Consider the following 15273-nt stretch of genomic DNA (forward strand, 5'->3'; position numbering starts at 1 on the left):
AAAAGATTGCATTGGAAAAGGCCGGCTACGTGCTGGGGCAATCCGATCCGACGCAGACCGCGTCTTTACTCCCGTCTTTGCCTGCATGGCTATCTAAACTGTCGCAGACGCCATCGTCCGCTTCATCTGGTTCATCCATTGCGCTCGCTGGATCGCCATCAGCCTTTGCATCAACATCAACATCGGCGGGAGGCACTGTCGATAGTGCTGATCCTGCCGAAACGCCGCTGCGCCTGCCGATGAAACTGATTGTGGGTTCTGTTTTTTCTCTGCATACAGGTGAGCATTCACCCGCCCTGAAACTGCTCGTACTTGCTCAAACCCGCCAGGCTATGGCAACCTGTGCGAATTCATCACCCTGGGACGACGGCGTGCCACCAAGGGCAATTATTATTTGACGACAAGTGACATAAGCAGTCCTGCCGATCCTTCTCTGGCCCATTTACAGAACCTGCCCGAGTGCCTTGGGCTGCTGGTGCCTGAGTATGGCTCATCCTACGAACAGATGCTGCTCAGGCCCAATGGGTTGCCCAGGCCTTTGCCGGGCGCTGCTGGCTGGCGCTCACGCTGTTGCACCAGGGGCAGGATGCGGCTCACAAGAGCAGGCTGATGACCGTCTCAGAGGCCACCGGGGTGCCGTTGGTGGCAACCGGTCAGGTGCAGATGCATGTGCGTTCACGCAAACCCGTGCATGACACACTGACAGCAATCCGACTGGGCAAAAGTGTGCAGGAGTGTGGCTTTGCACGCGCGACCAATGCCGAGCGCCATTTGCGCCAGCTGGTGACGCTGGCCAATCTCTATCCGCCCGCAGCCCTGGAGCAGACGCTCGAAGTAATGCTGCAATGTCAGTTCAATCTGAAAGAGCTCAAATATGAATACCCTGGCGGCATCTGTCCGGAAAACCTGAGCGCGACGGCCTATTTGCATCAGGAAACCTATGCCGGCGCACAGCGGCGTTTTAAAAAAGAGATACCGGATAGCGTTACCCGCCAGTTGGAATATGAGTTGCAGCTCATTGCCGAACTGCAATACGAAGCCTATTTCCTCACGGTCTACGACATTGTGAAATTTGCCCGCGCTCAGGGCATTTTGTGTCAGGGCAGGGGGTCGGCGGCCAATAGCGCTGTTTGCTATTGTTTGGGTATTACCGAAGTCAATCCTGTGCTTGGCAATAATCTGTTCGAACGCTTTATCAGCAAGGAGCGCAATGAGCCGCCTGATATTGATGTTGATTTCGAGCATCAGCGTCGCGAAGAAGTCATCCAGTATATTTATAAAAAATATGGTCGGGATCGCGCCGCGCTCACTGCCGTGGTGATCACCTATCGGGTCAAGAGCGTATTGCGCGACACGGGCAAGGCGTTAGGCGTTGATCCCATCATTATCGAAGCGGTGGCACGTTCCTATCATTACTGGGATGGTCGTGCCAATCTGATGGCGCGCATGCAGGAGAGCGGTCTGGATTGCACTTCCTCTGTTGCCATGCAATGGGTTTATCTGGCAGAAAAAATCATGGGCTTTCCGCGTCATCTTTCGCAGCATCCTGGTGGTTTTGTCATGTCGCAGGGCCCGCTTTGCCGGCTGGTTCCCATCGAAAATGCCGCCATGGAAAACCGTAGCGTGGTGCAGTGGGACAAGGATGATCTGGATGCCTTGGGTATTCTCAAGGTCGACGTGCTGGCACTGGGCATGCTCAGTGTTATTCGCCGGGCGCTGGATTTTGTGGCCTTGCAATACGGCAGGCCATTTTTTCGAATGCAGGACATCCCCCTGGAAGATTCCGATACCTACGATATGATCTGCAAAGCCGATACCATTGGTGTATTCCAGATTGAATCGCGCGCGCAAATGACTATGCTGCCGCGCTTGCGGCCGCGTTGTTATTACGATCTGGTCATCGAGGTTTCCATTATTCGCCCCGGTCCGATACAGGGAGGAATGGTGCACCCCTATCTGCGGCGACGCCAGGGGCTTGAAAAGATAAGCTATCCAAGCGAAGCGGTCAAGTCAGCACTGGAACGTACGCTGGGTGTGCCGATTTTTCAGGAACAGGTGATGCAGATTGCCATGAAGGCAGCAGGCTTTACCGGCGGGGAAGCCGATGCGTTGCGGCGCTCCATGGCTGCCTGGAAGCGCAAAGGAGGGCTGGAAAAATTCTATAACAAAATTATCGATGGCATGTTAGCCAATGGCTATAAAAGGGAGTTTGCCGAGCAGATTTTTCGCCAGATCCAGGGGTTTGGCGAATATGGTTTTCCAGAAAGTCATGCCGCCAGCTTTGCGCTGCTGGCTTATGCCAGCAGTTGGCTCAAGCGCCATGAACCTCAGGCCTTTCTGGCGGCGTTGCTCAACAGCCTGCCCATGGGGTTTTACAGTGCTTCAACATTGATCCAGGACGCCAGGCGACACAAGGTAAAGATACTGCCTGTCGATGTGCAGGTCAGCCACTGGGAAGCCACATTGGAGCCTGCTGTTTCCCGGTCTGCAAACACAGCGACTGTTACACCCACGGCAGAACCTGCAACAGAGCCCACAGTAGAACCTGCTGAACACGTGTCTGATTGTCTTTCCAGCCAGTCCAAGTCCCAGTCAAAACCCAAACCGGCGGTCCGGCTTGGGTTGAATCAGCTTAAAGGAATGCAGGAGGCGGCGGCACAGCGGATCGTACAGGCGCGTGTCCAGGCTCCCTTTGCGTCTGTTGCCGATCTGGCGCGGCGCGCTGATCTGAGCCGGCATGACCTGAATGCACTGGCAGCTGGCAATGCGCTGGAGAGCCTGGCCGGTCATCGCAGGGCTGCCTTGTGGGATGCGGTTGTCAGTGTGCCCGATAAAGATATTCTGCGGGAGGCACCCGTATATGAAACGGTGAGCCCGCAACTGACGCTGCTCACGGAAGGCAGTCGCTGGTGGCCGATTATGATTCGCTGGGCCTGACGCTGGGGCGTCATCCCCTGGAACTATTGCGTGACACATTGAGCAAGCTGCGGTTTTCCTCTTCTGCTGTCCTGCAGGAGCAACCTGATCGGCGTCTGGTGCGTGCGGCCGGTATCGTCACGGTCAGGCAGCGCCCCGGCACGGCCAAGGGCGTCGTTTTTGTGACGCTGGAAGATGAGTTTGGGCAAATCAATCTGCTGCTGCGGCCAGCGCTGGTAGAGCGCCAGCGCAAGGAGCTCCTTACTTCCCGTCTGATGGGGGCCTATGGGCGCTGGCAGTCAGCCAATGGTGTACAGCATGTGATTGTGGAGCGGCTGGTCAATCTGACACATTTGCTGGGTCAATTGCAGACGCGTAGCCGCAATTTTCATTAAGCAGGCTCATTGCCGGGAGCTGCCGGCGGCGCGACAGTCGCTGTCGGCGGACAGTCTTCACCAGCCGCTACACCGGCTGAGTCACTATCGGACATGGCTTCAGGATCTGCCGGAATCTGCTGCGCGCGTGCGTCGCCTTTGAATGAATCCAATGGCCAGACCCAACAGGCTGACTACAACGATCAACCCGTTCCCAACCCGGGTGTATAGCGTCAGGCCTTGCGTGCCTTGTATCTGTACATCCAGAATGCCGGCTGTTGCCGTGGGCAATAGCGACAAGACACGACCTGTTGCATCAATGATCGCCGTCGATCCGGTATTGGTGGCGCGTAGCATGGGCCTTGCTGTTTCCATACTGCGCATGCGCGAGATCTGCAAGTGCTGTCTGAGTGCCCAGGTGTTGCCAAACCAGCCCAGATTGCTGACGTTGAACAGTACGCTGGCGCCTGGCGTGCCGTCTGCCTGGGTACGCACAGCGGGCAGCAATTCCTCGCCAAAGACATCTTCATAGCAGATATTGGGTGCGAATCGCTGATTGTGGACGGCAAAGCTTTCCTGGCCCTGGCCACCGCGATCAAAGTCGCCCAGTGGGATGTTAAGGGCATCAACAAACCAGCGAAAACCCAAAGGAACGAATTCGCCAAACGGCACCAGGTGTTGCTTGTCATAGACCGGCACCTGCTGGCCTTGCATCAGGGCCGACACCGATGTATTGCTGTCGATCGCCAGCACGCTGTTCGTATAACGATCCTGACCGTCGGATGCCGTGTGCATGGGTGTGCCCATGAACAGGGTTGCTTTCATTTGATCAGCAAGCTCGACAACTGATTGCCAGAATTCCGGCGCCATCCTGTCCTGAAATGTCGGCAGAATGGTTTCGGGGAAAATAATCACCGAAGGCGCATGTTGCGCGTCTGTCGCCGGGCGTGTGGCCAGCGCGAACTGGGTCTGCAGTGAGCTCATCAACTGCGCCGGATCAAATTTCATCTGCTGCGCAATATTGCCTTGCACCAGCCTTACCGTCATGACAGCGCCGTGGTTATCAAACCATGTAATACGTGACAGCGCAAAACTGACGATGAACATGCCCAGCAATGCACTGGCCATGGCCGCCATGATGCCGGTGCGGTTGTGTTTCACATAATAAACGATGCAGGCAACCAGCCCGCTGGCCAGCGCAGCCAGGAAGGCCACGCCATAGACGCCCGCAACGGGCGCCCAGGCCGACAGCAGGCTGTTGGTATGGGCGTAGCCGATATTGTTCCAGGGAAAACCGGTGAATATAAAACCGCGCAACCATTCACCCAGCGTCCAGGCACAGGCCCATAACAGCGGCCGTCCCAGTGCCTGCGGTACCCGCATGACATTCAGGTCGCGACCCAGCCAGGCGGTGCATGCGCCCGCAAGCGCACCATACAAAGACAGATAAAGCGCAAAAAGCAACACGGCCAAAGCGGCAAGCGGTGCTGCCAGGCCGCCGAAATGATTCATGCTGATGTACAGCCAGTACACGCCTACACAGAAGCTGCTGGTGCTGAAGGTAAAAGCGGCCAGGGCGGCGCGTCCGATATGTCTTGTGCTAAAGACAATAAATGCGGGCACCGCCATGGACAGCACCTGGATATAGGGCAGGGTCCAGCCGGGCAGGGGGTCCGGGGAAAAACTCAGGGCATGAATGGCCCCGGCTGCTATGAGAAGTAGCCAGACCATGTTCTCAGGATTCTGTTTTACTGTGACTGCTGCTCATGGCAGACAGACGTTTGACATGCAGCCACAAGGCACGCCGGGCATCGGCACGCAGGACCTGGAATCGCAAACCCTGGAAATCGTGGCTGTCGCCGCGTTGCGGGATATGATCCAGCTCTGCCGCCAGCCAGCCGCCGATCGTATCGTAATCGTCTTCGGGAATGGCAACCTGCAGTGTCTGGTTCAATTGCCGGATGTCGGTGATGGCCATGACGCGCCAGGACGTATCGGTTTCCGGGAAGATGGTCATTTGCGCATCGTCGTCGTATTCGTCTTCGATATCGCCCACGATCTGTTCCAGGACATCTTCCATGGTAACCAGGCCGGCAATGCTGCCGTATTCGTCAATCACAATGGCAATATGATTGCGGTTTCGCGAAAATCGCGTAGCAGCTGGTTCAGTCGCTTGGTTTCAGGAATGTAGTTGGCAGGCCGGACCAGACTGCGAATATCAGTTTGCGGATTGTTGATAAAGCGCAGCAGATCCTTGGCCAGCAGGATACCGATAATATTATCTTTTTCCTCTTCATATACCGGAAAACGCGAATGAGCCGTATCGATCACGATAGGAAGCAATTCTTCCAGGGGTTTGCTGATATCGAGCAAATCCATGCGCGAACGCGGGATCATGATGTCGCTGACGTTTTTTTCGGTGAAGGAGATAGAGCCGACGATCATGGAATAGGAATCGTCGTCGATAATGTCCCGATCATGCGCGGAAGAAAGGATCTCCTGGATATCGTCCCGGTCTTCGGGTTCGTTCTGGCCCAGCAGGCCTTTTATTCGCTGGAGAAGTGAGCGGGAAGTATGCTTTTTGCCTGGCTGACTGTCTGCCTCGGCATCGTTGGAAGGGTATGGATCTGACATCTCTGGACGTCTAGTTTAGGAAGTTATAAGGATAACGCAAATTTGCGTCTATTTGATGAAAAAAGAGCGATACTTTGGGTAAACCCGGCCTTTGTCGATGTCGGCTCTTGAACGGGGCGGTATCACCGCAGATGGGGGCTTTGTTGCAAATCAGGCAAGACCAGAACTGCGCTCGTGCTGGAATGCTACAAAAAACCGAAATATAAACCCGCAATGCGTATAAAAAGAGCAGGATGCAGGATAGAAAACGAACGTTAAAAAGCGTGATGTTACGGAAAGTCAGGGTTTTGCAGAAAGCGGCGGCAACCCAATGGATCGCCGAACCAGCTCAGCGCGGCTGGTACGGATCCGGAAAGCCAGATCGGCCAGCAGTGCCGTTTCCATCGCTTCCATCTGGATCGCCTCGTCTTCGTCCTCGTGATCGTAGCCCAGTGCGTGCAATACACCGTGTATCACCAAGTGGGCCGCGTGCTGCCGCAGGGTTTTGCCTTGTTCGTTCGCTTCTTGTTCGAGGACCGGCACGCACAGCACAATGTCGCCACGTGCCGTGCCATCGGGATCAATTCCGTATTCGAAGGTCAGCACGTTGGTGGCATAGTCGCGCCCACGAAACTGGCTGTTGAGCTCGCGCGCTTCTTCGGCATTGACCAGCCGCAGGGCCAGTTCCGCCTGGATAATGTCCGGGTTATCGGCCATGGCGGCGTCGACGGCCCGCAGCATCCAGCCGCGAATGCGCTGGCGGGTGAGTTCCGGGACAGGCACGACGTGCTGGACCGTCGTACGCAGGTAAGAGGTGTCGCGCATGCCGCGAGGGCGGGGCGTGGCCGGATTACTCATTGGGCTTGCGGCCTTCGGCCAGATCGTAGGCATCAATGATGCGGGCGACCAGTGGATGCCGCACCACATCTTCGCTGGTAAAGCGCGACATGGCGATGCCCTGTACCTGGGAGAGTACGCGCAGGGCGTGTTCCAGGCCGCTTTTCTGTCCCTTGATCAGATCAATCTGCGAGGGGTCGCCGGTAATGACAGCCTTGCTGCCAAAGCCGATGCGTGTCAGGAACATTTTCATTTGTTCCTGGGTTGTGTTCTGCGCTTCGTCCAGAATCACAAACGCATGATTCAGGGTGCGGCCCCGCATATAGGCCAGCGGCGCAATCTCAATGGTCTGCTTCTCGAACAGCCGCATGACTTTGTCAAACCCCATCAGATCGTAGAGTGCATCGTATAGCGGGCGCAGGTAGGGATCGACTTTCTGGGCCAGATCGCCAGGCAGAAAACCCAGGCGTTCACCGGCTTCCACGGCAGGTCGGGTCAGGATGATGCGCTGTACGTGTTCCCGTTCCAGGGCGTCAATGGCACAGGCAACCGCCAGCCAGGTCTTGCCGGTGCCAGCCGGGCCCGTGCCGAAGGTAATATCATGCCGCAAAATATTGTTCAGATAATCACGCTGGCGCGGGGTGCGCGGACGCAAGTCATTGCGTCGGGTGCGCAGCGCAATCGTGCCGCTGTCATCATCCAGCGGCGGCAGTTCGGGCAGGCCGGTTGCACCAGCCTGGCGTCGCTGTCGGCTGTCATCGGTCTCGGTCTGGCTGCGATTGACGCTGCCCGATGGTTTTGCGTTTGCTCGCAATTCGACCAGCCCCAGCTGGATATCGTCAATGGTCAGATCGCGATGACGAGCACGGCGATGAAACAGGTTGACGGCGCCTGCCGCATCCTGGGCCTGCTCGCCTTCGACGATTACCCGGTTGCCGCTGCGACCGATGGTGACATCGTAAGCCTGTGCAATTTGCTTCAGGTTTTCATCCAGCGGTCCGCACAGGTTGGCCAACTGGGTGTTGTCGCCTTCCAGGTGGAAGACCACAGGCAAGGTACGTTTTCCCGTCATGAAGCGGCGTCTCCGGAGGCGAGCTCGCCGCGCAGAGAGTTGGTATATACGGCGGTAATGCGTACGTTGACAATCTGGCCGATCAACTGCTCGGATGCAGCAAAATTGACAATCCGGTTGTTTTCGGTGCGGCCGGTCAATTCACTGGCATCACGGCGCGAGGGGCCCTCGACCAGCACCGGCTGAATGGTGTCGAGCATGCCATGACTGATGGCGCTGGCCTGTGCCGTAATCTGGGCCTGCAGGCGTTGCAGCCGTTCCAGTTTGACCTCGTAAGGGGTATCGTCTTCCAGGTCGGCGGCGGGTGTGCCCGGCCGGCGCGAATAGATGAACGAGAACGAAGTGTCGAAATTGACGTCTGCGATTAGCTTGAGGGTCGCCTCGAAATCGGCTTCGGTCTCACCTGGAAAGCCGACGATGAAGTCCGAAGACAAGGTCATGCCGGGCCGGGCGGCATACAGACGGCGGGCGATGGACTTGAACTCCAGCCCGGTGTAGCCCCGTTTCATGGCAGCCAGGATCCGGTCGCTTCCGGTCTGAATAGGCAGATGCAGGAAAGGAACCAGCTTGGGCAGGCGCCCATGGGCTTCGATCAGCCGGCTGGTCATTTCCTTGGGGTGCGAGGTTGTATAGCGAATGCGTTCGATACCCGGGATGTCATGCACATAATCGAGCAACATGGCGAAATCAGCCAATTCAGCAGTGCCGCCCAGGGTGCCGCGATAGGCATTGACGTTCTGGCCCAGAAGATTGACTTCCTTGACGCCCTGGTCTGCCAGATCGGCAATTTCGGTCAGGACGTCTTCAAACGGCCGGGAGATTTCTTCGCCACGGGTATAGGGGACAACGCAAAAGCTGCAGTATTTGCTGCAACCTTCCATGATGGACACGAAGGCTGAAGGACCATCGACCCGGGCCGGCGGCAGGGCATCGAATTTTTCAATTTCAGGAAAACTGATGTCAACCTGGGCACGTCCGGTGTTTTTGCGCCGTTCAATGAGTTCGGGCAGGCGATGCAGGGTTTGCGGGCCGAATACCACGTCTACATAGGGTGCGCGCCGGATAATGGTGGCGCCTTCCTGGCTGGCGACACAGCCACCCACGCCAATGACCAGGTTGGGTTTTTTCTTTTTGAGCTGATTGATGCGGCCCAGGTCCGAAAATACTTTTTCCTGTGCCTTTTCGCGGATGGAACAGGTATTGAGCAGAATGACATCGGCATCTTCAGGCGTGCTGGTCAGCTCCAGTCCCTGGTTTTCGCGTAATACGTCAGCCATTTTGTCCGAATCATATTCGTTCATCTGGCAGCCGAACGTTTTGATATACAGCTTTTTGGCAGAAGGGTGAATACGGATGGGCGCTTCCTGAACAGGCGTGGCGACAGCGGGCGCGTTGCCGCGCTTGAGTGAGGTTTCTTGCATGATATGGGTACCGTTGCGGGTTTTTGTCCCGGGGGTAAAATTTGGAAAACGTGATTGTAACGTGTTTGCCCAGATTACACCTTATCCCGTTGTTTTTTCAAACGAAAAAGCGCCCGAAGGCGCTTTTTCCCGGTGTGGTGCGCAAGCAGGTGTTGCGCCCACGGTACAGTCTTCTGATCAGTAGATCACTTCGCTGGCCGGATCTTCTTTTTTCGGCGTCTTGATCATGTCTTCGCGCTTGACGCCCAGCCACATGGCGATGGCTGCCGCCACGAATACAGACGAATAAATACCGAACCAGATACCGATGGTGAGCGCCAGCGCAAAATTGTGCAGAGACGGGCCGCCAAAGAAGAACATTGAAAGCACCATCATTTGCGTTGACGCGTGGGTAATGACCGTACGGGAAATGGTTTGCGTAATGGCGCCGTCGATCACCTCACGGACACTGGCGCGCCGCTGCTTGCGGAAATTCTCGCGGATTCGGTCCATGATCACCACCGATTCATTGACCGAATACCCCAGGACGGCCAGAACCCCCGCCAGTACCGGCAGTGAGAACTCCCATTGGAAGAATGCGAAGAATCCCAGGATGATCACCACGTCATGCAAGTTGGCGATCACGCAGGCCAGCGCGAATTTCCATTCGAAGCGGATCCCCAGATAAATCATGATTCCGACCACGACAAACGCCAATGCCTTCAGACCGTTGCTGAACAGCTCATTGCCCACTTGCGGTCCGACAAACTCCACCCGGCGCAGTTCTGCATCGGGGCTGGCTTTCTTCAATGCGGCCATGACGGTATTGCTCTGTTCTGTCGAAGACATGGTTTTGTCTACCGGCAGGCGGATAATGACGTCGCGCGAGGTACCGAAATTCTGCACCTGAAAGTCGCTGTACTTGAGCGCACTGATGCTGCTGCGCACCTCATCGAGCTGGGCAGCCTGCTGGTAGTTGACTTCCATGACCGTACCGCCGGTAAATTCGATGGACAGGTGAAAACCGCGGGTCACGATAAAAAAGACCGCCAGCACGAAGGTGATGCCGCTGATCAGATTAAGGATCAGCGCGTTCTTCATGAACGGGATGGTTTTGTGAATTCTGAAAAATTCCATATTTATTCCTGCTCTGTCCGGTCAGCCCGGACAGAAAAAGTGTTCTGCGCTATTCAGTTCTTGGCAATGTCTTTTTTGTCATCCGCTTCGGGACGCCAGACGGTACCGATGGAGACTGACTTGAGTTTCTTGCGCCGGCCGTACCACAAATTCACAATGGCCCTTACACCGACCACCGATGAGAACATGGAGGTCAGAATGCCGATGCAGTGAACTACGGCAAAGCCACGCACCGGGCCGCTACCGAAAGCCAGCAGCGCCAGGCCCACAATAAGGGTCGTCAGGTTCGAGTCAAGAATGGTGGCCCACGCCTTGCTGAACCCGATGTTGATGGCTTGTTGCGGAGAGGCGCCATTGCGCAGTTCCTCCCGGACCCGCTCGTTGATAAGCACGTTCGAGTCAATTGCCATACCCAGCGTCAGGGCAATGGCGGCGATGCCCGGCAGCGTGAGCGTGGCCTGCAGCAGCGACAGGACCGCCAGCAGCAGTAATACGTTGAACGCCAGGCCCAGGGTAGAGAACACACCGAACACATGGTAATAAATGATCATGAAGACCGCGATCATCAGGAAACCGTAAAGGGTGGAATCAAATCCCATGCGGATATTGTCGGCGCCCAGGCTTGGTCCGATGGTGCGCTCTTCAATAATGGACATGGGAGCGGCCAGCGAACCTGCGCGCAGCAGCAGGGCGGTATCGGCGGCCTGCGTGGCATCCATGCTGCCTGAGATTTCGACCTGGCCGTTAGGGATTTCGCTGCGAATGACAGGCGCCGTCACGACCTGGCCCTTGCCATTCTCAAACAGAATGATGGCCAGGCGTTTGCCGATATTGTCGCGGGTGGTATCACGGAAAATACGCGCGCCCTTGTCGTCCAGCGTGAGGTTGACCGTAGGTTGCTGAGTTTGCTGGTTGCGCCTGACTGGGCGTTTTCCAGATTCTCGCCGGTCAGCAATACCTGGCGGCGGACCAGCACTGTCCGGCCGTCGGTATCCTTGAAGCTTTCCAATCCGAAAGGCACGGTGCCAGTGGCCATGGCGTTTTGCGCCGCAGGTGAATCATCGACCATGCGCAATTGCAGGGTAGCGGTGCGGCCCAGGATTTCCTTGGCCTTGGCCACGTCCTGAATGCCGGGCAGTTGCACGATGATGCGGTCCAGCCCTTGTTGCTGAATAATTGGTTCGGCCACGCCCAGTTCGTTGATCCGGTTGTGCAGGGTCAGGATATTCTGTTTGAGTGCGGTATCTTGTACCCGGGCAATTTCGGCGGCCAGAATGGTGCCGTTCAACAGGAATTTGTCGCCAGACTGGCTGGTGGTAAATGACAGTTCATTGGTGCGAGTGCGCAGAACGTCCTGCGCCCGGTTACGGTCTTGCTCCGAGGCGAAGGTGGCGGTAATCCGGCTGTCTGCGTTGTTGACCGATTCTACTGCGACACGTGCGTCGCGCAAAATGGAGCGGATGTCTGTGGTCAGCGATTCATAGCGGGCAGCCAGCGCACCCTGCATATCGACCTGCAGCAGAAAATGCACGCCACCACGCAAATCCAGGCCCAGATACATGGGGTTGGCGCCGATGGCGCTCATCCAGTCTGGGGAAGCCGATAGCAGATTCAGCGCCACGGTATAGGACGGATCATCCTTGACCGGATTGAGTGCATTGTCCAGCACGTCGCGTGCTTTCAGCTGCGCGTCGGTATTGGCCAGGCGCACCCGGACCGTGCCCGCAGGGCCGTTCTGTTGAAAATAGGTGCCGGAAAAGGCAATATTGTTCTGCCGCAGTATGTCCTCTACCTGACCCATGGTCTGCGTGGTGACTTTTTGCGTCACCTTGGCGCTGGACACCTGCACTGCCGGTGTTTCACCAAAAAAATTGGGGGCGGTATACAGGATGCCGATGATGAGGGCAACCAGTACCGTAATGTATTTCCAGAGGGGATAGCGGTTCATACCGTAGCCGTTTTCGATAAGGGGTTGAAACAGGGGGCCGGGCAAAAAGCAGGGCGGTAGTTACCGCCCGCCTGTTGCCGGATTACAGCGATTTGACTGTGCCTTTTGGCAGTACCGTGGTCACTGCGACACGTTGTACCAGCACCTCGACGGGTTTGTCTGCCAGGTTGGCTACTTCTACGGTCAGGTAGTTGTCCGTGACTTTGGAGATCTTGCCCAGAATGCCGCCGGCAGTAATCACTTCATCACCCTTGGCAAGAGCGTCGATCATGGCCTTGGTTTCTTTCTGACGTTTCATTTGCGGACGAATCATCAGGAAGTACAGCACCACGAACATCAGGATGATAGGCAGAAAACTTGTCAGACTGCCCATGATGCCGCCGGCTGGCGCAGCCTGCGCCAGGACCAGGTAGATAAATTGCTTGTAAGCATAAGAAAGACTCCCGTAAGTGTAAATTAACCGAATATTGTAGCCTTTTCTGGGCTAATCAATGCCTTTTGACCGATCGATGAAAAATTGTTCCTGCCACTGCGCAAAGCGGCCCTGTTCCAGCGCTTCCCGCATTTCTTCCATGATACGAAGGTAGAAATGCAGGTTGTGCAGTGTGTTCAGGCGAGCGCCGGTAATTTCATTGGCCTTTTGCATATGGTGCAGGTAGGCCCGTGAAAAATGCCGGCAGGTGTGGCAAGCGCAGGTCGGATCCAGCGGGCGGGTATCATCGCGATACCGCGCATTGCGGATTTTAATATCACCGAAGCGGGTAAACAGCCAACCGTTGCGCGCGTTGCGCGATGGCATGACGCAATCGAACATGTCCACGCCCTGGCTGACGCCTTCGACCAGGTCTTCCGGCGTACCCACGCCCATTAAATAGCGCGGGGCATTGTCCGGCAACTGATGGGCGATATGGGCCAGTATACGACGCATGTCCGGTTTGGGCTCGCCCACGGACAGGCCGCCGATAGCGTATCCGTCAAACCCGATGCGCTGCAGGCCGGCCAGCGATTCGTCGCGCAGGTCCTCGAACATGCCGCCCTGGACAATGCCGAACAGCGCGTTGGGGTTTTGCAGGGTATCAAATGCATCGCGGGAGCGTTGGGCCCAGCGCAGGGACATGCGCATGGAACGCGCTGCCTCATCGTGCGTGGCGGGACGCCCGTCGATAGTGTACGGTGTGCATTCGTCAAATACCATGACGATATCCGAATTGAGTGCGCGCTGGATGCGCATGGACTCTTCGGGGGTCAGAAACAGTCTTGAGCCATCGATGGGTGAAGAAAATTTAACGCCTTCTTCGGTGATTTTGCTGCGCAGATCGCTCAGGCTGAATACCTGGAAGCCGCCGGAGTCGGTCAGTATTGGTTTTTTCCATTGCATGAAGCCATGCAGGCCGTCATGCTTTTCAATGACTTCGGTGCCTGGTCGCAGCCACAGGTGAAAGGTGTTGCCAAGTACCACCTGCGAGCCGATTTCTTCCAGTTCGTGCGGCAGCATGGCCTTGACGCTGCCATAGGTGCCCACAGGCATGAACATGGGCGTTTGTACTGTGCCGTGATTCAGAGTGATGCTGGCCCGGCGGGCTTTACCCTCGGTTTTTATTAAAGAAAAGGAAAGTCCTGGCATGATAATCGATTGGTCAAAGGGGGATACGCGCAAGGCAAAGAACCAAGTATGACAGAAACAGCACTGATTCGTTCCCTTGCGCCTGGGTCATGGTTGGAAAGTCGAAGTCGTCTATGCGCCTGAAGCGGCTTCGGGCAGTACGCGCCTGATTAGTCGGGTGCAATAAACATGGCATCGCCGTAACTGAAGAAGCGGTAGCGCTGTTCGATGGCGTGGCGATAAGCCTGCTGCATGCGTTCGCGCCCGGTCAGGGCGGAGACCAGCATCAGCAGTGTTGACTGGGGCAAATGAAAATTGGTGATCAGCCCGTCGATTACGCGAAACGTGTAGCCGGGCGTGATAAATAGCTGCGTATCGGCACTATGGGCGACGGGGCAGCGCAGGTTGTTCAGTGTGCCGCCTTGCTGCGCGGCCGATTCCAGCGCCCGCACGCTCGTGGTACCCACCGCAATGACCCGTCCGCCTCTTGCACGGGCTGCAGCAATGGCGGCAACGGTCGTTTCCGGCACGGTATACCATTCTGCGTGCATAATATGTTCACTGATCTTCTCTACTCGTACCGGTTGGAATGTGCCGGCGCCCACGTGCAAGGTGACCCAGGCCGTCTCTACGCCTTTGTCCTGCAGTCGCTGCAGCAGCGTTGCATCAAAATGCAAGCCGGCAGTGGGGGCGGCGACCGCACCGGGGTGGCGGGCGTAGACAGTCTGATAGCGGGTTTCATCCTGCTGGTCGGCACTGTGTTTGATATAGGGCGGCAACGGAAGGTTGCCGTGTTTGTCCAGCACGGGCAGAATATCGGTATCGAACTGCAATTCGAACAGATCGTCATGCCGCGCCACGACTGAACAGGTAATGGCACCATCAAAGATCAGGGTGGTACCCGGGCGTGGTGATTTGCTGGCCCGAACATGTGCCAGGGCGCGAGTGGGTTCAATAATGCGTTCAATAAGCGCTTCCACGCGCCCGCCGCTGTCCTTTTGGCCGTATAGTCTTGCCTTGATCACCTTGGTGTCATTGAAGATCAGCAGGTCGCCAGGCAGCAGCAGGTCGGGCAGGGCGCTGAAGTTCCGGTCCTGCAGTGCGCCGTCGGTTTGCATGAGCAGCAGGCGGCTGTCGGTTCTGGTAGCAGGCGGGGTCTGGGCGATCAGGTCTTCGGGAAGTTCGTAGTCGAAGTCGGCAATACTCAGCGAGGGGTCTATGGGTAACATGAATAAAAAGCAACGGAAAGCAGGGTATCGACGGCACCGATGCGCGCAGCTGCACGAATCTGGGCTCGCAATATCAAGGAAGGTTGGCGGACGAATTTGGCCGGTTTTAACCGGCTTGTCGTAATTAACCATTATAAAGTGTCT

General features: G+C 56.5%; 9 protein-coding genes and 3 pseudogenes. 2 read left to right on the forward strand and 10 right to left on the reverse strand.

The window, feature by feature from the left end; genetic code table 11:
- Positions 1–77 precede the first annotated feature (77 nt).
- Together TKWG_RS05735 and TKWG_RS05740 are read left to right on the forward strand one after the other, a co-directional pair.
- Positions 78–2937: pseudogene (locus tag TKWG_RS05735) on the forward strand (error-prone DNA polymerase).
- Entirely contained in the window at positions 2910–3311 is a 402-nt protein-coding gene (locus tag TKWG_RS05740) for an OB-fold nucleic acid binding domain-containing protein (RefSeq protein WP_014749934.1), read from the forward strand. The pseudogene TKWG_RS05735 and the gene TKWG_RS05740 overlap by 28 nt, the downstream one beginning before the upstream one ends.
- Before the next feature lie 99 nt (positions 3312–3410).
- Here TKWG_RS05740 and lnt read toward each other — a convergent pair whose 3' ends face one another.
- The 10 genes and pseudogenes from lnt to queA all read right to left on the reverse strand — a co-directional run bounded on the left by lnt (position 3411) and on the right by queA (position 15129).
- On the reverse strand, positions 3411–5021 hold the full coding sequence (gene lnt / locus TKWG_RS05745) for an apolipoprotein N-acyltransferase (RefSeq protein ID WP_014749935.1): 1611 nt from the start codon (positions 5019–5021) through the stop codon (positions 3411–3413).
- Positions 5022–5025: 4 nt separating this feature from the next.
- Positions 5026–5924 (reverse strand): annotated as a pseudogene (locus TKWG_RS05750) (HlyC/CorC family transporter).
- Between the two features lie 279 nt (positions 5925–6203).
- The gene (gene ybeY, locus TKWG_RS05755; protein ID WP_014749938.1) at positions 6204–6761 is read right to left on the reverse strand and encodes an rRNA maturation RNase YbeY; all 558 of its coding nucleotides are present in this window, start codon (positions 6759–6761) and stop codon (positions 6204–6206) included.
- Positions 6754–7812 carry a PhoH family protein gene (locus TKWG_RS05760; protein WP_014749939.1) on the reverse strand — a complete coding sequence of 353 codons (1059 nt, stop codon included), beginning with the start codon at positions 7810–7812 and terminating at the stop codon, positions 6754–6756. Before TKWG_RS05760 ends, ybeY begins: the two co-directional genes overlap by 8 nt.
- Positions 7809–9233: a tRNA (N6-isopentenyl adenosine(37)-C2)-methylthiotransferase MiaB gene (miaB, locus tag TKWG_RS05765; protein WP_014749940.1), complete on the reverse strand. Its 1425-nt coding sequence runs from the start codon at positions 9231–9233 to the stop codon at positions 7809–7811. The genes TKWG_RS05760 and miaB overlap by 4 nt, the downstream gene beginning before the upstream one ends.
- Before the next feature lie 177 nt (positions 9234–9410).
- Positions 9411–10349: a protein translocase subunit SecF gene (gene secF, locus TKWG_RS05775; protein WP_014749942.1), complete on the reverse strand. Its 939-nt coding sequence runs from the start codon at positions 10347–10349 to the stop codon at positions 9411–9413.
- A 53-nt stretch (positions 10350–10402) separates the two neighbouring features.
- Positions 10403–12297, reverse strand: a pseudogene (gene secD / locus TKWG_RS05780) (protein translocase subunit SecD).
- A gap of 82 nt (positions 12298–12379) precedes the next feature.
- The gene (gene yajC / locus TKWG_RS05785) at positions 12380–12670 is read right to left on the reverse strand and encodes a preprotein translocase subunit YajC (RefSeq protein WP_014749945.1); all 291 of its coding nucleotides are present in this window, start codon (positions 12668–12670) and stop codon (positions 12380–12382) included.
- Positions 12671–12781: 111 nt separating this feature from the next.
- Positions 12782–13921, reverse strand: coding sequence for a tRNA guanosine(34) transglycosylase Tgt (gene tgt / locus TKWG_RS05790; protein ID WP_014749946.1), 1140 nt, complete (start codon positions 13919–13921; stop codon positions 12782–12784).
- A gap of 149 nt (positions 13922–14070) precedes the next feature.
- Positions 14071–15129, reverse strand: coding sequence for a tRNA preQ1(34) S-adenosylmethionine ribosyltransferase-isomerase QueA (gene queA, locus TKWG_RS05795; RefSeq protein WP_014749947.1), 1059 nt, complete (start codon positions 15127–15129; stop codon positions 14071–14073).
- Between the last annotated feature and the right edge of the window lie 144 nt (positions 15130–15273).

The sequence above is a fragment of the Advenella kashmirensis WT001 genome (assembly GCF_000219915.2).
In the GTDB taxonomy this organism is placed as follows: domain Bacteria; phylum Pseudomonadota; class Gammaproteobacteria; order Burkholderiales; family Burkholderiaceae_B; genus Advenella; species Advenella kashmirensis.